Origin of the sequence: Methylophaga sp. UBA2689 (assembly GCA_002354555.1) — a bacterium.
Lineage (GTDB): Bacteria > Pseudomonadota > Gammaproteobacteria > Nitrosococcales > Methylophagaceae > Methylophaga.
In genome coordinates this window covers 13,418-33,951 of sequence record DELT01000031.1, presented here as the reverse complement: position 1 = coordinate 33,951, position 20,534 = coordinate 13,418, and the positions used below count along the sequence as shown (strand labels likewise).

Sequence of the window (20,534 nt, the reverse complement as noted above, 5' to 3'; positions counted from 1 at the left end):
CGCATATCCCTTCCGGAGTTATGAATGAAGAAAATTATCGTCCCTGTAGTGTTATTGGTTATCGGATTTGGCAGTTATTTTGCACTAGCAGAACAACAGGAACCTGAGGTCATCAGCTACATTAAACAGCAGGGCGTGAGCATCATTGACAGCTTTGATACCCCTGCGGGATTGACTGGTTATGCCGCCAGTGTAGAAGGGCAGCCGCTGAGTATTTATCTGACAGAAGATAAAAAATATGCGGTCATTGGAAACCTGATTAATGCCGAGGGTGAAGATCTGGGCGAGCAAGCCCTGTATGAGCTGATCAGTGCGCCACAGAATGAAAAAGTCTGGCAGAAACTGGAACAGGCAAATTGGATTCAGGATGGACAGGAGACTGCCCAGAAAGTCATTTATACCTTTACTGATCCCTATTGCCCTTATTGTCAGCGTTTACGTGAAATCGCGGAGCCTTATATTGCTGAGGGTGAGGTGCAGTTGCGCCACATTATGGTGGGAATTCTGCAGGAGGACAGTATCAAAAAAGCGGCTGCTATTTTAGGTGCTGATTCACCGGAAGAGGCTTTGCAACAGCATATTCACCAGGTTGATAACACATCAGGCGATTTGAATGAAGCGGCACTAACCAACGGGGCGTTGCTGGTAGAGAAAAATAATCAGCTGATGGAACAGCTGGGGTTTATGGCAACACCGACCAGCATTTATAAGGACGAAAAAGGTCATGTGCGGCTCATTGAAGGCATGCCGCTGCGTGATGATATCAACAAGCTGTTTGAATAGTTATGTCGATTAATCTCGGACCCTTTGCTTTACCTCTCGAGCCGTTATTGTTGTTTGGCTGTGCTCTTCTGGGGATCTTGGTAGCATCTGTTCTGGCCAGAAAAAAAGCTGGCTCAGTCACCGATCCATTATTAATGATGCTGTTATTCGGTCTGGTCATCGGACGAATCGTGTTTGTCATTAAATTTGCCGATCAATATGACTCACTCTGGCAGATGATCGATTTTCGCGATCGTGGAGTGGACTGGGTGTCCGGCATGATCGCAATGGCACTATTTCTTTTATGGCAGATCAAACGCCTGCCACAGCAACGTGTTGCCTTGTTCGGTGGCGCTTTATCGATGTTGCTGTTTTTCTCGGTAACTACCTTATTAATGAATGTCGGACGTGAACAGCTTTCAATACCCGACATTGCTTTGGAACAATTGGACGGCGAGCAGATTTCACTGGTTCAAGTGGCTGAAAATAACATTACCGTGGTGAATTTATGGGCTAGTTGGTGTCCCCCTTGCCAGCGTGAAATGCCTGCTTTTGAAAAGGCATCACAACAGTATCCGGATATCCGCTTTTTGATGCTTAATCAACAAGAGTCCGCTGAAAAAGTTAATGACTTTCTGGCTGATAATAAGCTGACATTTGAACACGTGTTGCTTGATAAAACCGGCAAAGTCGCCGATACATTTGATGCCTATGGCTTGCCGGTGACACTGTATTTTGATCTGCAGGGCACTCTGGTTGACAGCCATATGGGAGAAGTATCCGCGGCATCGTTAAGCGCTACATTAGAACGCCTCTCACAGTAATCATTTAGTCATGATGAATCTGTTAACTGACGATTTAAAGGAAATTTTATGGATCTGCAACTGAACAATAAAACCGCTTTTATAAGTGGCAGTACGGCGGGCATAGGCTTTTCCATTGCCAAAGCACTGGCCGATGAAGGGGCGAATGTTATCGTCAATGGGCGTTCTGAAGCTTCAGTTAAACAGGCTATTAAATCCCTGAAATCTACAGCTAAAGGCAACGTAGATGGATTTGCAGGGGATCTTTCGATAGCGGCTGAAGCCGAGAAACTGACAAAGCAGTTCCCCGAAGTCGATATCCTGATTAATAATCTGGGTATCTTCGAGCCAGTGCCGTTTGAAGAGATAGCGGATGAAGACTGGCAACGCTTTTTTGATGTAAATGTGCTCAGTGGTGTGCGGTTAACGAGAGCTTATCTGCCCGCTATGAAACAACAAAACTGGGGTCGGGTGATTTTCATCTCCAGTGAAAGCGGGGTGCAGATTCCGGCAGAAATGATTCATTACGGCATGACCAAAGCAGCCCAGATCGCGATTGCACGCGGATTGGCAGAACAGGTTGCCGGCACTAATATCACTGTTAATTCTGTATTGCCGGGGCCGACCAGTTCACGAGGGGTCGAAACCTTTGTCAACGAGCTGGCTGCCAAAGAAGGCCAAAGCATCGAAGCATTTGAAAAAGACTTTTTTGAGAATGTCAGACCGACTTCTTTGATCAAGCGTTTTGCGACCACTGAAGAAGTGGCCTCAATGGTCTGTTATCTGTCGAGCCCACTGGCATCAGCCACCACGGGGGCAGCTGTTCGTGTGGATGGTGGCGTGATTAAAAGCGCTTTTTAAGCATCTATCCGATTTGTAGTTCCAGAATTTTATTCTTTAACAAGAGATTTTTATGACAGCATTGTTTACTGAGTTTTCACTGAAAGATGTGACGTTACGCAATCGTATTGCGGTTCCACCAATGTGCCAATACAGCGCAGATCATGGTCATACCAATGACTGGCATCTGGCGCATTACACGCAATTAGCACGCGGAGGTGCGGGTCTGGTAATTGTGGAAGCGACGGCAGTCAGCCCTGAAGGAAGAATTACCCCTGGATGCACTGGAATCTGGAATGACGCCCAGGCTGAAGGCATGGCAAAAATTGCTTCAGCCATTAAAAAAGCGGGTGCCCGAGCCGGTATTCAGATTGCCCATGCTGGACGTAAAGCCAGCGCTAATCGTCCATGGGAAGGCGATGATCACCTTGCTGACAGTGATCCACAAAGTTGGCAAACCATAGCGCCTTCAGCTGTGGCATTTGGTGCTAATTTGCCAAAAGTACCAAAGGCGATGACGCTGGAAGATATTGAACGGGTCAAGGCTGACTTTGTGTCTGCTGCCAAACGCGCCAAAGCGGCTGGATTTGAATGGCTGGAACTGCATTTTGCCCATGGCTATCTGGCGCAAAGCTTTTTTTCAGTCCACTCAAATCATCGCGACGATCAATATGGCGGTGATTTAGCCGGTCGTAGCCGATTCTTACTGGAAACTTTACAAGCCGTGCGCGAAGTCTGGCCGGAAAATCTGCCATTAACCGCTCGCTTTGGCGTTATTGATTATGATGGTCGAGATGAAGAAACACTAAGTGAGTCGATTCATTTGACCCGGCAATTCAAACAATCAGGTCTGGATTTACTCAGCGTCAGTATGGGCTTTTCAACACCAGATGCGGATATTCCGTGGGGACCCGCTTTGTTAGCCCCCATTGCTGAACGGGTGCGGCGTGAAGCTGAAATCCCGGTCGCTTCTGCCTGGGGTATTGATGAACCTAACACGGTGAACCAGGTTATTACGGATCAACAAATGGATTTAGTTATGGTGGGACGTGCTCATTTAGCCAATCCGCATTGGCCGTACCATGCAGCTAAAACCTTAAAAATTGCTGATCCTGCCTGGGTGTTACCTGCACCTTATGCACATTGGTTATCGCGTTATCATGCTCCCGATAGTTAAGCATTAAACAAAAGCCAATAATGCAATGATCACTAAAATAGGAAACATTAAAATTCAGCCCCACCATAAAGGCAGTTGCCATTGTGGTGAGGTTGAATTTGTCGTGCATTTGCCAAACGGTATAAAAGATCCTCGTCGCTGTGATTGTTCCATGTGCCGAAGAAAGGGCGCCATTGCGGCTTATGTTCCGCTTTCTAGCCTGCAAATCACCAAAGGAGCCGATAAGCTTACGCTTTATCAGTTCAATACCATGACGGCGAAACATTATTTTTGTTCAATTTGTGGGATTTATACGCATCATCAAACCAGAGCGAATCCTGAACTTTATGGCTTTAATCTGGCCTGTCTGGATGGTGTGAATCCTTTTGATTTGGGTGACGTAAGAGTGAATGATGGTATTAATCATCCATCGGATCGAGCCGCTTCAGTGTAAACCAATCCCGTTCTGTAATTTGAGTTAACGACGGCTCTACAGGTCGCTAAAAGTTTGTTTTGCCAAATCAGCTAAGTAGGCGTAATTTGCTGCTACTTATTTATCAATCTCTCCAAATGTAATCAGGATTTATCTTGCTAAGCTACCGCCACTCATTTCATGCTGGCAATTTTGCCGATGTGCTTAAACATATCGTGCTGATTGAAATTTTGCAGCACCTCGGGAAAAAAGATAAAGCCTTTGATTACATAGACACTCATGCTGGTGCGGGGCTTTACCATCTGGCTTCAGCTCATGCGGAAAAACTGCAGGAATATCAAAATGGTATTGCTAAATTAACTCGCTCTGACTGGCCCGAACTGGCCGCATATTTTGCTGTAATTGATGCGGTGAATACCGGAAAACCGCTGGAATATTATCCTGGTTCCCCATTTATTGCCTTGCACTCTATGCGGCGTCAGGATCGAGCCTGGTTATATGAGTTACATCCGGATGATGCGGGTTTGTTATTGCAAAACACCCAGAAGGTTAAGCGGGCTCGGGTTATGCGTGAGGATGGCTTGAAAGGCCTTTTGTCGTTATTACCGCCAGTATCAAGACGTGGCCTTGTGTTAATTGATCCCTCATATGAAATCAAATCAGATTACGATTTAGTATTTCAGACCGTCGAAAAAGCTTATGCAAAATTCCCCACTGGCACTTATGCAATCTGGTATCCGGTAGTAGAGCGCAGCAGAATCACGCGGCTGGAAAAACAGTTTAATAACAGTGGCATTAAAAATATTCAACGCTTTGAACTTGCAATTACAGCTGATTCGGATGAACGTGGTATGACTTCTTCCGGCATGATGGTGATTAATCCCCCCTGGCAATTAATCGAGACCATGAACCAATTGCTGCCCAAACTGGTTAACGTGCTGGCGGTTGATGCCACGGCCTTTTATAAATCTGAAGTGCTGGTATCAGAATAGTCCAGCCTGGCTTCTTCGGCAGACATAATCTGCATTAAAGTCAGAAGTCATCATCTCATGCCATGATAGCGCCGAATTTCGTCTTACGGATGTGGAGTTATTATGAACAATCCGGTCATTTATAGAAAACCCCACGGCAAAACGTTCAATTATCGTTATGCCAATGGCAAAACGGTCAAAAATGCTGCTTTAAAACGCTGGATAAAAAGTCTGGCTATTCCGCCGGCATGGCGGGAGGTGGAAATTCAACAGGATCGTGATGCCAAGGTACTGGTGACCGGTCGTGACAAAGAAGATCGTAAGCAATATATCTATAACCCTGACTGGGTTGAAACAGCCAGCGAGCAAAAATTCAAACGAATTTTACGTTTTGCCGAACAGCTGGAGACCATGCGGCGGGTAACCGGCCAACATATTCAGCGAAGACCGATTGATCAAATTACGGTTTTGGCCTGCATGACACGCATGTTGGATGACGCTTTTTTCCGTCCTGGCAGCGCCAGCTATACCCGACAAAATCTGACGTATGGTTTGACGACGTTACGGGCAAAGCACATGAGCATTAAGGATGATCGTGTTGAGTTCGAATATGAAGGTAAAAGCCATCAGCAACAGTTTCGTACCGTAACCGATGAACAGGTACGTGAGGTGCTGATCGCTCTGGAGAATATGTCCGGTTATGAATTATTTGATATTACCCTGCCCGATAAAAGCCGTAAAAAAATAACGGCTCAGGATTTGAATCATTATATTTCGGAGGTAATGGGAGAGGATTTCAGTGCCAAGGATTTTCGTACCTGGGCGGGTACAGTGCTGATGGCGGTAGCTCTGGATAAATTGGGTCCAGCTGAAAATGAAAAGCTCAGCAAAAGTAATATTGTCGAAGCAGTGAAAAACGTTGCTGACAGGCTTGGCAACACGCCCGCCGTATGTCGCAGTAACTACATCCATCCGCAAGTGATTTTGCAATATGAGAGTGGTCGTACGCTGGATTATTTTCGCCGTCAGTTCAAACGCCATCGTGGTAAATATCTCAGCCTCGATGAAAAAGCCACGATGAAGCTATTGACTGTGTTGATTAAATAAACATTTAAACCGCTAAGTCATTTGATTACAAGGCCGTTTATAGACTTCGGCTTGCTGTGTAATTTGTCAGAATTACTGCTAACATCGTCTGAGTTCTGTCGAAGAACTATTAAACGTTTTACACCTATAATCAATAATTTAACTATAAATTCAGTCTTAAGGAGAGAGAGAAATGGAAAACTTTTTTATAGCTTCGCAGCCACGTGTGTTGAGTATTCTACGCATCGTCACAGCCTTTATGTTTATGCAACATGGTGGTCAAAAGTTGTTTGGTTACCCAGCCCCACAGCGTAATGAATTTGATTTATTTACGCTGTCTGGTGTAGCCGGCGTGCTGGAACTTGTCGGTGGTTTTTTAATCCTTATCGGTTTGTTGACCAGACCGGTAGCCTTTATTTTGTCAGGCCAGATGGCAGTCGCCTACTTTATCGCTCATGCCCCGCAGGCATTCTGGCCTTTATTAAATAATGGTGAATTAGCCGCTTTGTTCAGCTTTATCTTTTTATATCTGTTTGTTGCGGGTGGCGGTGCATGGAGTGTTGATAACCTCCTCAAGCGTAACCCTTAACATCTATTACTATGGCGTTAATGACATTTTCACATTCATCGGCTTGAAAAGCCGATGGTTGTGAAGATGGCTATGTAGAAAGTACATGTCTGAACTGGATGAAATAATCTGGCAAGTGGTTGCTGCTATTCCCATCGGCAAAGTGATGACCTATGGACAAATAGCGAAACAATGCGGTTATCCTGGTTATGCGCGCTATGTGGGCAGCAGCTTAAAAAAATTACCGGAGGATTCCTCTTTACCCTGGCACCGGGTAATCAATGCGCAAGGGGAAATTTCTTTTCCGCCTGACAGCGAAACGTATCAGAAGCAGAAATCTTTACTGCAACAGGAAGGTGTTCAATTTCAGGGAAAACGAATCAGATTGTCCATATATGGCTGGAGATAATTAAGCGTTAAAGGAGCAAATAGATGAAGCCCTATATTTCAATGATTACGCTGGGTGTGACGGATTTACATCGATCTGTGAGGTTTTATCAGGAAGGTTTGGGTCTGCATACCGAAGGCATTATGGGTGAGGAGTTTGCTCAGGGAACGGTGGCTTTTTTTGATTTGCAACAGGGTTTGAAGCTTGCTTTATGGCCGCGGCAGAGTCTGGCGGCAGATGCCGGATTACCGTTATCTGCTTCAACGACCGCGATGAGTCTTGCTCATAATGTCCTCACTGAAACTGATGTTGATGCCATCATGCAGCAGGCTGCTGTTGCTGGAGCCACGATTGTAAAGCCACCACAAAAAACATTCTGGGGCGGTTATGCCGGTTATTTTCAGGATCCGGATGGCCACTTATGGGAAATTGTATGGAATCCGGATTTTTTGCCTGAACAAGACTATTAAAAAGGCTACCCGGGGATAGCCTTGTTAAATAATCTGCTGCAGATTTCAGTTTTTACATATTCTGGAAAAGTGCCAGAGCAGCGGCATATTCTTCACTGTTTTCATCCAGTTCAACCACACTGATACCCGTATCAATACCCAGTTTATGGAAAGCGAGAACCTTGTCGCGCGTATTGGGATCCAAAGCTTTGCTGGTATTAAAGTAGCTTTGTAAATTGGCTACCTGAACTACGTCAGTCAGATCGGGGCCATTTTGGCTATTACGATTAAGGTTGGCATGTTCCGCGGCGACGGTTATAAGATTTTCCGGAAAATCCCAACTGCGCAAAATAGCTTCGCCGATTTTTGGATACAGGTTGTCAATCAGAGTGTCCAGACGACGAGTATCTTCCAACAACTCCGGAGTGTCGGCGGCTTTCATCAGAATAGGCAGCGCACCTATTTCATGTATCAACCCTGCCAGCATTGCTTCATCGTTCGCAATATGAGGCTGCTTGGAAGCAATGACCTGACTTGCGGCAGCAACCTCGATACTGTGCTGCCAGAGGTCTCGCATACGCTTTTCCAGCTTTTTATTGGTCGGACGAAACATCTGCTCCATTACCAGACTGGTCACCAGGTTGCGAACCATCGGAATACCCAGTCGAGAGACCGCCGTCTGCACAGATTCGACCTCAACCCTCCCTCTATATAAAGGACTGTTGGCAACTTTTATCAAACGGGTTGATAAGGCTGCATCGGTCGTTATGACCTCAGCAAGCTGCGCTGCAGAGACATCCGGATTGTTGGCAACTTCACGAACCTTGAGGGCAACCTCAGGCAGTGTGGGCAGTACCAGTTTTCCTTTTTGGAGATCATTAATGATCGTCGTGTACAATTGGTCTTGTTGACTCATATTAATCCACTGTATTAAATCAATTTGAAGTGTGAATGATTTTCAGTTATTTTGCTTGGTTTGCCAACCGTTTTAGCTATTAGCAGGTGCTCAGTTGAACGACGAATTTCCCAGAATCAAGCGTCTTCCGCCATACGTTTTCAACATTGTAAATGATTTGAAGGCAAAAGCGCGTGCGCGCGGCGAAGATATTATCGACTTTGGCATGGGGAATCCGGATAAACCGGCACCAGCGCACATTGTTGAAAAACTCGTCGAAGCGGCCCAGCGTCCTGATACTCACCGATATTCTGTTTCCAGAGGTATTCCACGTCTGCGAAAAGCGATTTGTGACTGGTATCAGCGTAAATATGATGTGACATTGGATCCTGACTCAGAAACGATTGTTACTATCGGTTCAAAAGAAGGTCTGGCGCATTTGGCGCTGGCGACGGTCGGCCCGGGTGATGCGGTTTTGGTACCCAATCCGGCTTATCCAATTCATCCATACGGTTTTGTAATTGCCGGCGCGGATATTCGACATGTGCCGCTAACCCCGGATGTTGATTTTTTTGCCGAGCTGGAAAAGTCAGTTAAAGATTCCTGGCCAAAACCCAAAATGCTGGTACTGAATTTTCCAGGCAATCCAACCACCCAGTGTGTGGATTTGGATTTCTTTCAGCGAGTTGTTGATTTTGCCAAAGAACATCAGATTTGGGTTATCCATGATTTGGCGTATGGTGAGATCACCTTTGATGGTTATAAAGCGCCTTCAATTTTGCAAATCCCTGGCGCAAAAGACGTTGCGGTTGAGTTTTATACCTTATCCAAAACCTACAATATGCCAGGCTGGCGGGTAGGCTTTATGTCAGGCAATCCGACCTTAGTTGCGGCATTGGCCCGTATGAAATCCTATCTGGATTACGGCATGTTTACGCCAATTCAGGTAGCAGCCATTACTGCTCTGGATGGTCCTCAGGAATGTGTGGCGGAAATTGTCGAAACCTATAAACAGCGTCGTGACGTGTTGTGTGACGGGTTGAATGCGATTGGCTGGCCAGTGGAAAAGCCCAAAGCGACCATGTTCGTCTGGGCCAGAATTCCAGAGCAATTCCGTGAAATGGGGTCACTGGAGTTCAGTAAAAAATTGCTTAAAGAAGCTAAAGTAGCTGTATCGCCAGGCATTGGTTTTGGCGAATATGGCGATGACTATGTACGTTTCGGACTGATTGAGAATCAGCACCGTACCCGGCAGGCAATCCGTGGTATCCGTGACATGATGAAAAAAGGGTAGGGGGCAAAAGTGCAATCAGTCAAAATTGGTATTCTTGGCTTAGGCACTGTTGGTAGTGGTACTGTCAGTGTTTTAAAGCGAAATTCAAAAGAAATAAGCCGTCGTGCTGGCCGTGGAATTGAAATTCTGCGCGCAGCGGATAAAAATCTGGATTCACCTAAAACCTGTGATTTGAACGGTATTGATTTAACTGATGATGCGTTTTCAGTGGTGAATGACCCGGAAATTCAAATCATTGTTGAATTAATTGGTGGTACCGGTATCGCCCGTGATTTAGTGATGCAGGCAATTGAAAACGGTAAACACGTTGTCACAGCCAACAAAGCATTAATCGCGATGCACGGCAACGAGTTATTTGCCAAGGCGCAGGAAAAAGGCGTCACTATCGCTTTTGAAGCTGCCGTTGCTGGTGGCATTCCGATTATCAAAGCTATCCGTGAAGGTCTGGCCGCTAACCGTATTGAGTGGCTGGCAGGTATCATTAACGGAACCGGTAACTTTATCCTGACTGAAATGCGTGATAAAGGCCGTAACTTTGCAGACGTTCTGGCTGAAGCTCAGGCTCTGGGTTATGCCGAAGCTGATCCGACATTTGATGTGGAAGGTATTGATGCGGCACACAAGCTGACCATCATGGCGTCGATTGCGTTTGGTATTCCCTTACAGTTTTATAAAGCCTACACCGAAGGTATCAGCAAAATTTCCCAGGAAGATGTGCAGTACGCCGAAGAGCTGGGGTATCACATCAAACATCTGGGGATTGCCCGGAAAACAGCACAAGGTGTTGAACTACGCGTTCATCCGACATTAATTCCAAAACGTCGTCTGATTGCCAACGTCAATGGGGTGATGAATGCCATAGTCGTGAAAGGTGATGCGGTTGGGCCGACATTATATTATGGTGCCGGTGCCGGGGCTGAACCGACTGCTTCTGCGGTAGTTGCCGATATCGTTGATATTGTTCGCGCGCTGACCACTGACCCGGAAAATCGTGTGCCACATCTGGCCTTCCAGCCTGACTCGTTAAAAGACACGCCGATTTTACCGATGTCTGAGGTAATCACCTCTTATTATTTGCGGATTAACACAGAAGATAAGCCGGGTGTGTTAGCGGACATTACTCGTATTTTCAGTGAGCAGGACATCAATATTGAAGCGATCCTGCAAAAACAACCAGAAGAAGAAGAGGGCACAGTGCCTATCATTATGCTGACCCAGCCGGTGGTTGAAAAAAATATGGATGAAGCGATTGCTCAAATCGAAGCATTGGATACTGTCAAACACGCGATCATGCGTATCCGCATGGAATCGCTGGGCTGATAAAACGCCCGTTAAAGAATTAAAGAGGAACTATTTATGCCATTTCGTCCACGTTATACCGGCCTGATTGACCGCTATCGTGACCGTTTGCCGGTCAATGATGACACCAGACTGATCAGCCTTGGTGAAGGTAATACGCCATTATTGAAATTGAACAATATCCCCAAATTAATTGGCAAAGATGTAGATATCTACGTCAAATATGAGGGATTGAATCCTACAGGTTCTTTCAAAGATCGTGGTATGACCATGGCAGTGACCAAAGCTGTGGAAGAAGGTAGCAAAGCCATAATCTGTGCTTCTACCGGTAACACCTCAGCAGCAGCGGCTGCTTATGCTGCACGTGCTGGTATCACTGCTTTTGTTATTATCCCCGATGGCAAAATTGCCCAGGGTAAATTAGCCCAGGCCATGATGCACAACGCAGTGGTTATCCAAATTAAAGGTAACTTTGATGAAGGCATGCAATTGGTTAAAGATGTTGCTGAACATGCACCGGTCACCATTGTAAATTCAATTAATCCTTATCGTTTGCAAGGTCAGAAAACTGCTGCGTTTGAGATCATTGAAGAGTTAGGTCGTGCGCCGGATTATCACTGCCTGCCTGTCGGTAACGCTGGTAATATCACCGCTCATTGGATTGGCTACTGTGAGTATTCATCAGCCAGTGGGGATCATGTCACTGAAGCCTGCGCTTACTGTCATGGCAATTGTAAATATGCTGGTGGCGCAATTGTTGGCAACCGACCGAAAATGGTGGGTTATCAGGCAAATGGCAGTGCGCCATTTATGCGTGGTGCGATGGTAGATGACCCTGAAACAGTTGCTACCGCGATTCGTATTGGTCATCCACAAAGCTGGGATATGGCCTGGAAAGTTAAAGAAGAATCGCAGGGTTGGTTTGATGAATGTTCTGATGACGAAATATTGGCTGCTCAGAAATTACTGGCCGAAAAGGAAGGGATTTTCTGCGAACCCGCTTCCGCAACTTCAGTCGCCGGCGCATTACGTGATATTCAATCTGGCAAGATTCCTGAAGGCAGTACTGTTGTTTGCACATTGACAGGTCATGGTCTGAAGGACCCTGATATTGCTATTAAACAAAGTAGTTCACCAGTGATTACTGTAAATGCTACATTGGACTCAGTACGCGAGGCGATTATCAACAACTTGGCCAGATAAATATGACTGAAATGACGGCACCACAGGATCATGAAAGAGCGGCAGCTAGAATGCCGCATGATATCTTTTTAACGAATCTGATTGCGAATCATATCCTGTTGTTTACCGCGATTGCTGCAACAGGTAAAAGTTATTTTGAGTTTATCGTATTGGTGCCGTTGTTATCATTTTCATTTGTCGGGTATACCTTTTTTCGCTCAAGTCGTATCAAACGTGAAGACAGTGAGTTTGTTTATATCCACTGGCAGATTGCCCGTCGCTGGAGTTTCTTCTTTGCCATCGTGTTATCCGTCGTGGTGACGGTGGCAGTACTGGGCTGGTTAAGCTACACGTACTTGGGACTGATGAAAGAGGCAGCTTTTGCCTTAGTGGGGGGGCTAAGCTTTTTACCGACCCTGGTCAGTGTCTTGATTTTGATCGTGATTGAAATGGAATCACTCCATCATGCCAGAGTGGGCACCTTACCCGAGTGGGCAAAGCGCCGGTTTCAAGTCAAGTATTAAGCTTATTTACTGCGGTGCCGGTTCACGATGAACCACTGAGTGAATGACCAGTTTATTCTCAAAGTACACATCAAATTTCGAATATTGCCAGCGGGTAATGGCGGGTGTGCCTTTTGGTGCGTATTGCTGTTCAGCCGCACCATATTTCTGCTCAACCTGCTGCATCGTCATACCCCGAGTCGGGCGAAGCACACCTGATTCCGAGTTCGGAGTGTTATAGGTCGGTTCAGCAATAGATAGCACATCAGCCTGTAATGGCATAACAATAAATACTGTCAATCCAGCAGCCAGAAGATGGCGTTTCAACATGATAGTAACTCCCTTAACGACCTGCGCCAGCATATTATTGCGGCAAAAATAGTTCAATTAAACTGTTTAAATAACGTTGTCCTAACTCGGTAGGACGAATCCATTCCACCGAATAATCAATCAGTCCACGTTCTTCGGCTTCAGCAAGTTGATTTTTAATGGTTGCCAATGGCACACCACAATGCTGCAAAAACAATGGTGTAGCAAAGCCTTCTGTCAGACGAAGTGCGTTAAGCATAAACTCAAAACCGATTTCATTAATGCCAACGGGTTCCTGTTTCATAACACGTTGTGGACTGTTGACCTTATCCAGGTAAGCTTGTGGCTGTTTTTGTTTAACCAGCCGTTCAATCGACTGACTTGCGGCACTGGTTAATTTGCCATGGGCTCCGGCCCCAATACCCAGATAATCACCAAACTGCCAGTAGTTGAGATTGTGACGACTCTGACAGCCTTTTTTTGCATAGGCAGAGACTTCATACTGCAGGTAACCGGCCTCGGCCAGACGTTGTTGATTAGCAATCTGCCAGTTATCAATCGGTTCGTCATCAGGTAATCGTGGCGGAGACTGATGAAACAACGTATTAGGTTCAATGGTGAGCTGGTAATACGAAATATGTGTTGGTTCCAGGGCGATGGCAGTTTCTACATCTTTTCTGGCGAGTTCAGCCGTTTGTTTGGGCAAACCAAACATCAGATCCAGATTGAAATTATCAAACCCCGCCTGATGGGCAATTTCGGCTGCTCGAATGGCTTGCTTTCCATCATGAATCCGGCCTAAAGCGGTTAATGAATCACCATCAAAGCTTTGTATGCCAATCGATAGCCGATTAATGCCAACCGCACGGTAGTCTGTAAAACGTGCTGCTTCAAAAGTACCTGGATTGGCTTCCAGGGTGATTTCTGCATCGGCCCGGATAGGTAATAACGCACGTAAGGCAGAAAATAAACGGTCATATGCCTCTGCACTGAACAGGCTGGGGGTGCCACCACCAATAAAGATAGTCTGGATAGTGCGTCCCCAGACCAACGGCAGATCCTGCTCAAGATCCCGGATAAGCGCATCGATATAGGCTTGCTCAGGAATCTCGTCTCCGGCCTGATGTGAATTAAAGTCACAATAGGGGCATTTGCGTACGCACCATGGCACATGGATATACAGGCTTAATGGTGGCAGAGCAGTAAAATTAAACATGGTTGTACCAGTTTGGAAGGGGTTAAATATCAACAACCGTCAGGGTTGGTGGCGGGTATATTTAAATTCTTCCATAAATTGACGCATGGCTTTGCCGCGATGGCTGATTGCATGCTTCTGTTCAGGCGAGAGCTCGGCCGCTGTACAGTCTGTTTCAGACACCCAAAACACTGGATCATAACCAAATCCTTCATCTCCGAGCGGTGATTGCAGGATTTGTCCTTGCCAGCTGCCCTGACAAATCAGTGGGGTAGGATCTTCTGCATGACGCATAAATACCACTACACATTGAAATCGGGCTGTGCGTTCTGTTTCCGGAACGTCTTTCATTGCTTCCAGCAGGGCCTCAATATTGTCAGTATCGGACGCATCCGGTCCGGCATAACGTGAAGAATAAATTCCCGGTGCACCATGCAAAGCATCGACTTCAATCCCGGAATCATCAGCTATTGCTGGTAAACCAGTGAATAAAGCGGCATTGCGGGCTTTGATAATGGCATTTTCCACGAAGCTGAGACCGGTTTCCTCAGCCTCAGCAACATTCAGATCAGATTGCGCAATAAGCTCCAGACCAAGTGGACTGAGGATCTGCGATAATTCACGCAGTTTTCCGATATTACCGCTGGCCAGAACGATTTTAGACATCAGTCTGCCAATGCCTCGCGTTGTTTAATCATCAATTGTTCAATCCCAATAGCAGCCAAATCCAGCATGGATTGTAATTCATCTGCTCTGAAGGCATGACCTTCGGCAGTGCCCTGTAACTCAATATAGGCGCCTGCATCATTCATGACAACATTCATATCAGTTTCAGCAGTTGAATCTTCTGCATAATCCAAATCCAGCACAGCTGTACCATTGTGAATCCCAACGGAAACAGAAGCGACCTGACCATGTAATGGGCTTTTTTTAATTTTACGTTTTTTAATCAGAAAATCGATAGCATCCTGCAGCGCTACAAAGGCGCCGGTGATGGAGGCTGTGCGAGTACCGCCATCGGCCTGAATAACATCACAATCAATGGTAATAGTTCGCTCACCTAACGCCTTTAAATCAATTGCTGCACGCAAAGAACGACCGATTAAACGCTGGATTTCCATGGTACGGCCGCCTTGTTTGCCACGGCTGGATTCACGTTGCATACGTGAGCCGGTAGAGCGTGGCAGCATGCCATATTCGGCCGTAATCCAGCCTTCGCCCATACCCCGTAAAAATGGTGGAATACGCTCTTCAACAGAAGCAGTACATAACACTTTGGTGTCACCAAACTCGACCAGTACGGAGCCTTCCGCATGTTTTGTGTAATTGCGGGTGATGGTGATCTCACGAAGTTGATCAGGTTGTCGGCCACTTGGACGCATCTGCTCTATCCTTTACTTAAAATACGATGATTATACTGATGCATCTCAATTCCCGCGTGCTTTTTACCTGTGGTTTTCGTTACTATGGACACTTAATAGCTATAGGGAAAACACTGTGATACGAAGCATGACCGCCTTTGCCCGCCATGAGCAAGTAACCGAACTCGGCACCCTGATATGGGAAGTTCGATCGGTTAATCATCGTTATTTAGAACTCGCTTTGCGACTGGAAGAATCGTTTCGACCTCTGGAAATGGACATCCGCAAAATTTTTGCCGAGCGTATGGCTCGCGGCAAGATCGAAGCTAGCCTGCGATATCATCCTTCTCAACAGCAAAATGCATTACATATTGATGAGAACCTGGCGCAATCAGTGATAAATGCCTGTGAGCAATTAACGCAAATGGCCAAACAAGCTTTACCGATTGATCCATTGCGGCTGTTGCAATGGCCCGGTGTAGCCGATAGTGAACAAGTAGATTTAACTGCCCTGAAACAACAGGCCATGGATGCTCTGGATACGACACTGGCCGACTTTATCAGTGGCAGAGAAAGAGAAGGGCAGGCGTTAGCTGAAATGATCCAACAGCGTTGTGAAGAAATATTGCAAATTGCTGAAGCGGTGAAACTTCGTATACCTGAGATTCTCGAACAACAACGGCAACGTCTGTTACAAAAAGCTGCTGAACTGGAAGTGACTCTGGAACCGGAACGACTGGAACAGGAGATTGTATTGATTGCCCAGAAAAGTGATGTGGCTGAAGAGCTGGATCGCTTACAAAGTCATGTAGATGAAGTCAAACGTGTACTGCAACGTGATGAACCTGTTGGCCGTAGACTCGACTTTCTGATGCAGGAGCTTAATCGGGAAGCCAATACCCTGGGCTCCAAATCCATTGATACTGACACCACACGTTATTCAGTTGATCTGAAAGTGTTAATCGAACAGATGCGAGAGCAGATCCAGAATATTGAATGATTAACAATGTGAACGAAAAGTTCTGATGGTTAACTGATCACCAGGATTTTTGTCATTGTTTGATTGATACCTTTTCCCCTCTAAAGAAACCATGCTTTCAGCCGTTACTGAAGCATCTTCAGAACGCTCATGATAAGTTTTTGCCTGCAAAAGGGCTCAAAGGGATGAATGAAACGAGCACTTTTCTATGAGCATCGAATGAAAAAAATAATTATTTGCTTCCTGGGTCTTTTTGCTGGAGCCAGCCACGCTACGAATGGTATCAATCTGATTGGATTTGGCGCCGAATCCACGTTAATGGCTGGGGCCGATATTGCTGTGGCACGCGATACCAGTGCGCTCAACACTAATCCGGCCGGACTTACTCAAATCAAAACCAAACGTTTTGATGCGTATGGTTCATTACTGCGGATTACTGATTTGTCGCATGAAGATCAGTTTGGTAATGATAGACATGCAAGTAACCTCTATACCGGTTTAGGCGGTATGGGGTATGCACAAAAACTGGAAAATATGGCGTGTACGGTGGCGGGCGGACTATTTGCACAAGGTGGTTCTGGTGGTGTATTTGAAAATATGCAAACCGCTTTTGCCACAGAGGATGAATATTCGGGATTGTTTGCTGTAGGCAAACTTACCGCTGGCGTAGGTTGTGAAATCAATGATAAGTGGTCAGTCGGTGGCAGTTTTGGCCTGGTCTACGCGCAGGCTGAGCAGAAGATCTTCCCCGATACATCAGCACCGCCTGCATTTGCGGGAATTGAGATAGACGACGCAACCAGTTTACGTACCAGCTTTAAATTGGGTATTCAGTATCGGGCAACGCCCAAACTTACGCTGGCAGCCAGTTATACCGGTAAAACAGAGCTGCCGTTAACCGATGGTGAACTTAAACTCAATCAGACGGGAGCCGGTCTGGGGATAGTCAAATACGATGATGTTTCATTAAAAGGTCTTGCCTTACCTGAAGAAATTGGGGTGGGCGCCGCCTATCAGATGAATGAAAAACTGTTAGTTTCGTTAAAAGTTAACTGGTTAAACTGGTCTGATGCGATGAAAAAAACCGAGTTAAGAGCGACCGATCCCTCTGTTGCAGGTTTACCGGATATTAACAGTACCTCGACCATGAACTGGAATAATCAATTGGTGTTTGCCACGGGCATGGCCTATCGCTATAACGACAAACTGACGTTATACAGCGGCTATAACTATGGCAAAAATCCGATACCAAAAGAGCATACCAACCCCGTTGTGGCGGGGATCTTTGATCATCACCTCACTTTTGGTGGCAGTTATCAGTACAATTCAGAATGGACTTTTTACGGAGGCATTGAATACGATTTCCGTAAAAAAGTGAATTACACCAATAGTGAGCTGCCGTTTGGTAACGATTCACAACTGCGTAATGAAGCTGTATGGCTGCATATGATGGTCAGCCGGCAATGGTAATTGCTCACGAAATAACGGGTTGGAGGATCGGGTATCGTGAAAGGAAAATGCAGGAAATAATGCAAATACCGGTTTTTTATAGATAACTTTTTATGATTGTCCTAAGCCAATTGGCGGTTATCATTTGTACGTTTTTGATGATACATACGTTCGTCAGCCAAAATTCTTAATTCATTGATATTGATGGTTTCGACCATATTGGCTGAACCATGACTGACACCAGCTTTTTCAAATCCGTTCTGACGCATATATTGGATGGTTGCCGAAATAACTTCTCTGATATTTTCTGCATAAGTAATACTGTCGCTGGTGATGGCAAATTCATCACCGCCCATCCGGTGAAGTACGCCGAGATCTCCCAGTTTTGCTGACAGGACTCTGGCAAACATCTGGAGCATTTCATCCCCTTTTTGATGTCCGTAGGTGTCGTTATAAAGCTTGAGATTATCCATATCCAATAGCGTTAACATGCCGTCAGCCGGTAACTTTTCCATGGAAATATCCAGGGCATAACGATTTGGCAGGCCTGTTAATGCATCATGATGGGCAATTTGCAAACTCTGCTGGACCAAAACGAGATTATGTTCTTTTTCCCGATAAACCTCGGCAAACTGATATCCCAGAACCAGACCGATAAGTAATACTTCGACAGTCACTGCCAGCAAGCCGATATGTTCAACATAGATTGTATAAACACCTACCAGATCTTTGCTGGAAATCGCTATTGAGCCAATAACAAAAAAAGCTGCAATGGCCACCAGATAAAAATAGGCGATTTTATAGCCTTCAAATGCCCTCACCACTGCAGCAACCAATGCATAAAGCATCATCAGACCAACACCATAACGGGCACATTCTATGACTAGATTTTGATTGAAAACGGCTACAACGAATAATACCGCCAGCATCGTTAAAAACAGTTTTGCCAGCTTATCCAGTCTGGGATGTGTTTCGGGTCGAATCTGTAATAAATGTTTGGCGAACAGGATGTAAGCAAAGTTACTCAGCAGAATGGGCCCACCGACAAAGTAGAACCAATGGATATTGAACAGATCCGGGGTGATTAACAGCGCCGTACCGTTGTAGATCACATTCATCATGATAAAAAAGGTATACATGATTTCAGTGGTACGCCGTCTGACCAAAGCCAGAATGGCGTAATACACGCCAAGACTTATCAGAATGCCCATACTGACTAGGGTAATAACACTGCCCCATTTTATGGCTTCACGGTAATGCGACAAGGTGTCCCAATAAGGCTGAGGCTGGGCAATAAAATAGGGCGAAACCAGTTGTGTGGTGAGCTGATACTGTCCAGGAGGCAATCTGAATTCGCGTCCATGACGCATAAAAAAAGTGTTTTTGACCTCTGATTCGATGCCACCCTGGGCTTGGGCAATGAAATTACCCGTTTGATCCGTTATATGGTGATGAAAATGCCCTAATACGCTGGCATTTTTAAAGTCGATAACAATGGTTTCATCGACATCAGTAACATCAAATGTGGATTGGAAAATATAATGACCGCCGGTTAAAGCGGGAGCGTTAACGGTGGTTTCAGGCGGATCTGGAAAGCTCCAGTTGGGGGGGACTTCATACCACTGTCCAACAAATGCTTGTTGGGCAAAACTGGTAACTGGAAGAAGAAAAAGGACTAAACATAATGCGGACATGAGCAAATACAGATTGCGAGATGCATCAGGTAGATGTAATCGCATCATATTTAATTATTTGCCATACCGAAAAAATTCCTTTTTATTCATATAATTACCAAATCTATAATGCTGTTAAATTCAGTTGGGAATTTATCATAATTCCTATATGAATGTAACAAGATAAAGTCAAACAGTTACGAGTTGCAGTTTGTATTTTAAAATTTTTTTAGTTGTTAAATCCTTGTAAAGGAAATGAATTTTTAATTAGAGCTTGTCGGATATTTTTTTATAAAAAACTCTCACGTTAATTGGATTCGAGAGCGTCAGCATAAAAAAGCCGTGTTTTACACGGCTTAAAAAAAACAGTTTTAGTAAAGTTTATCTGGATAAACGACGTCTAAAAGCCATAAAGCCAATTAATACTGGAGCAAATAACCACAACGCTGCAGGTAAAGGCACTTCTGAAACCGAAGTAGTGAAATAGGCAATGTGGGAAACGTCTTTATCATCATGTGTCAGGAAATCAAGGCTGGATATTGGTGTATTAAACAGACCGATCAAAGTGGTTGTTCCGTACTTCATTAAGAATCCGGAAAATGCCAAACCCAGAGATGAGGTATTCAGCGTATTGGTAGCAGGATCATCAGTTTTGAAAAAATCCGTTACTACAAAACTGGAACCTGTTGCTGATAAAGCGGTTTGCACATGAGCAGCACTCATAGCCGTTGGATTTGGTTTTGAAACATGGAAACCTTCGGAAGCGCCCGGCACAAATTCAGTTATATTAAGAACCTGAGATATTTCGCCTTTAAAGCCATTAGCATCATAAGAAGTTGTGCCAACTAAAGATAACGTGGCCGCATTAACCATTAATGAAAAAGTTGTCAGGGCTGCGACTAAAATCGTTTTAAAATAATTATTCATAAAATTGCCCCC

At 45.3% G+C, this 20,534-nt stretch carries 23 protein-coding genes; 16 read left to right on the top strand and 7 right to left on the bottom strand.

Features of this window, described 5'->3' with window-relative positions:
- The first annotated feature begins 24 nt into the window (after window positions 1-24).
- From dsbG to B3M51_RS02815, 10 genes are all read left to right on the top strand, one after another.
- Window positions 25-783, top strand: coding sequence for a thiol:disulfide interchange protein DsbG (dsbG, locus tag B3M51_RS02860; protein WP_292756688.1), 759 nt, complete (start codon window positions 25-27; stop codon window positions 781-783).
- A gap of 2 nt (window positions 784-785) precedes the next feature.
- A complete protein-coding gene (locus B3M51_RS02855; RefSeq protein WP_292756686.1) occupies window positions 786-1,586 on the top strand; it encodes a TlpA family protein disulfide reductase in 801 nt (266 codons plus the stop codon).
- A gap of 48 nt (window positions 1,587-1,634) precedes the next feature.
- On the top strand, window positions 1,635-2,426 hold the full coding sequence (locus B3M51_RS02850; RefSeq protein ID WP_292756684.1) for an SDR family NAD(P)-dependent oxidoreductase: 792 nt from the start codon (window positions 1,635-1,637) through the stop codon (window positions 2,424-2,426).
- Between the two features lie 52 nt (window positions 2,427-2,478).
- Entirely contained in the window at window positions 2,479-3,582 is a 1,104-nt protein-coding gene (locus tag B3M51_RS02845) for an NADH:flavin oxidoreductase/NADH oxidase (protein ID WP_292756682.1), read from the top strand.
- Between the two features lie 25 nt (window positions 3,583-3,607).
- Window positions 3,608-4,015, top strand: a complete 408-nt coding sequence (locus B3M51_RS02840) for a GFA family protein (RefSeq protein ID WP_292756680.1) — start codon at window positions 3,608-3,610, stop codon at window positions 4,013-4,015.
- Window positions 4,016-4,149: 134 nt separating this feature from the next.
- Complete coding sequence (locus B3M51_RS02835) at window positions 4,150-4,986, top strand: 23S rRNA (adenine(2030)-N(6))-methyltransferase RlmJ (protein WP_292756678.1); 837 nt, start codon at window positions 4,150-4,152, stop codon at window positions 4,984-4,986.
- A gap of 102 nt (window positions 4,987-5,088) precedes the next feature.
- Entirely contained in the window at window positions 5,089-6,072 is a 984-nt protein-coding gene (locus B3M51_RS02830; protein WP_292756676.1) for a DNA topoisomerase IB, read from the top strand.
- A 172-nt stretch (window positions 6,073-6,244) separates the two neighbouring features.
- On the top strand, window positions 6,245-6,640 hold the full coding sequence (locus B3M51_RS02825) for a DoxX family protein (RefSeq protein ID WP_292756674.1): 396 nt from the start codon (window positions 6,245-6,247) through the stop codon (window positions 6,638-6,640).
- Window positions 6,641-6,725: 85 nt separating this feature from the next.
- On the top strand, window positions 6,726-7,028 hold the full coding sequence (locus B3M51_RS02820) for an MGMT family protein (RefSeq protein WP_292756672.1): 303 nt from the start codon (window positions 6,726-6,728) through the stop codon (window positions 7,026-7,028).
- Window positions 7,029-7,051: 23 nt separating this feature from the next.
- On the top strand, window positions 7,052-7,477 hold the full coding sequence (locus B3M51_RS02815; RefSeq protein WP_292756670.1) for a VOC family protein: 426 nt from the start codon (window positions 7,052-7,054) through the stop codon (window positions 7,475-7,477).
- Between the two features lie 52 nt (window positions 7,478-7,529).
- Here the strand turns inward: B3M51_RS02815 and B3M51_RS02810 are convergent, their stop codons facing one another.
- Complete coding sequence (locus B3M51_RS02810; RefSeq protein WP_292756668.1) at window positions 7,530-8,372, bottom strand: HDOD domain-containing protein; 843 nt, start codon at window positions 8,370-8,372, stop codon at window positions 7,530-7,532.
- Window positions 8,373-8,466: 94 nt separating this feature from the next.
- Between B3M51_RS02810 and alaC the strand changes: the two genes are divergently transcribed.
- Genes alaC through B3M51_RS02790 form a run of 4 tightly spaced genes read left to right on the top strand, consistent with a single transcriptional unit; the run spans window position 8,467 to window position 12,650 of the window.
- Complete coding sequence (gene alaC, locus B3M51_RS02805; protein ID WP_292353561.1) at window positions 8,467-9,645, top strand: alanine transaminase; 1,179 nt, start codon at window positions 8,467-8,469, stop codon at window positions 9,643-9,645.
- A 9-nt stretch (window positions 9,646-9,654) separates the two neighbouring features.
- Complete coding sequence (locus B3M51_RS02800) at window positions 9,655-10,965, top strand: homoserine dehydrogenase (protein WP_292480116.1); 1,311 nt, start codon at window positions 9,655-9,657, stop codon at window positions 10,963-10,965.
- A gap of 36 nt (window positions 10,966-11,001) precedes the next feature.
- Window positions 11,002-12,147 carry a threonine synthase gene (gene thrC / locus B3M51_RS02795; protein WP_292353563.1) on the top strand — a complete coding sequence of 382 codons (1,146 nt, stop codon included), beginning with the start codon at window positions 11,002-11,004 and terminating at the stop codon, window positions 12,145-12,147.
- A 2-nt stretch (window positions 12,148-12,149) separates the two neighbouring features.
- A complete protein-coding gene (locus B3M51_RS02790) occupies window positions 12,150-12,650 on the top strand; it encodes a hypothetical protein (RefSeq protein WP_292756666.1) in 501 nt (166 codons plus the stop codon).
- A gap of 6 nt (window positions 12,651-12,656) precedes the next feature.
- On the opposite strand, the gene B3M51_RS02785 is transcribed toward B3M51_RS02790, so the two are convergent.
- Genes B3M51_RS02785 through rph form a run of 4 tightly spaced genes read right to left on the bottom strand, consistent with a single transcriptional unit; the run spans window position 12,657 to window position 15,515 of the window.
- Complete coding sequence (locus B3M51_RS02785; RefSeq protein ID WP_292480112.1) at window positions 12,657-12,959, bottom strand: hypothetical protein; 303 nt, start codon at window positions 12,957-12,959, stop codon at window positions 12,657-12,659.
- 34 nt (window positions 12,960-12,993) lie between these two features.
- Window positions 12,994-14,154, bottom strand: coding sequence for a radical SAM family heme chaperone HemW (gene hemW / locus B3M51_RS02780; RefSeq protein ID WP_292756664.1), 1,161 nt, complete (start codon window positions 14,152-14,154; stop codon window positions 12,994-12,996).
- A 39-nt stretch (window positions 14,155-14,193) separates the two neighbouring features.
- Window positions 14,194-14,799 carry an RdgB/HAM1 family non-canonical purine NTP pyrophosphatase gene (rdgB, locus tag B3M51_RS02775; protein ID WP_292400249.1) on the bottom strand — a complete coding sequence of 202 codons (606 nt, stop codon included), beginning with the start codon at window positions 14,797-14,799 and terminating at the stop codon, window positions 14,194-14,196.
- The gene (gene rph / locus B3M51_RS02770; protein ID WP_292756662.1) at window positions 14,799-15,515 is read right to left on the bottom strand and encodes a ribonuclease PH; all 717 of its coding nucleotides are present in this window, start codon (window positions 15,513-15,515) and stop codon (window positions 14,799-14,801) included. The genes rdgB and rph overlap by 1 nt, the downstream gene beginning before the upstream one ends.
- 115 nt (window positions 15,516-15,630) lie before the next feature.
- Between rph and B3M51_RS02765 the strand changes: the two genes are divergently transcribed.
- Together B3M51_RS02765 and B3M51_RS02760 are read left to right on the top strand one after the other, a co-directional pair.
- Window positions 15,631-16,494, top strand: coding sequence for a YicC/YloC family endoribonuclease (locus tag B3M51_RS02765; RefSeq protein ID WP_349676683.1), 864 nt, complete (start codon window positions 15,631-15,633; stop codon window positions 16,492-16,494).
- Between the two features lie 198 nt (window positions 16,495-16,692).
- A complete protein-coding gene (locus tag B3M51_RS02760) occupies window positions 16,693-17,943 on the top strand; it encodes an OmpP1/FadL family transporter (RefSeq protein ID WP_292756660.1) in 1,251 nt (416 codons plus the stop codon).
- A gap of 101 nt (window positions 17,944-18,044) precedes the next feature.
- On the opposite strand, the gene B3M51_RS02755 is transcribed toward B3M51_RS02760, so the two are convergent.
- Both B3M51_RS02755 and B3M51_RS02750 read right to left on the bottom strand, forming a co-directional pair.
- Window positions 18,045-19,664 (bottom strand): GGDEF domain-containing protein, encoded by a 1,620-nt coding sequence (locus B3M51_RS02755; protein ID WP_292756658.1) that lies wholly within the window; start codon window positions 19,662-19,664, stop codon window positions 18,045-18,047.
- Window positions 19,665-19,976: 312 nt separating this feature from the next.
- Window positions 19,977-20,522 (bottom strand): VPLPA-CTERM sorting domain-containing protein, encoded by a 546-nt coding sequence (locus B3M51_RS02750; RefSeq protein WP_292756656.1) that lies wholly within the window; start codon window positions 20,520-20,522, stop codon window positions 19,977-19,979.
- Window positions 20,523-20,534 lie beyond the last annotated feature (12 nt).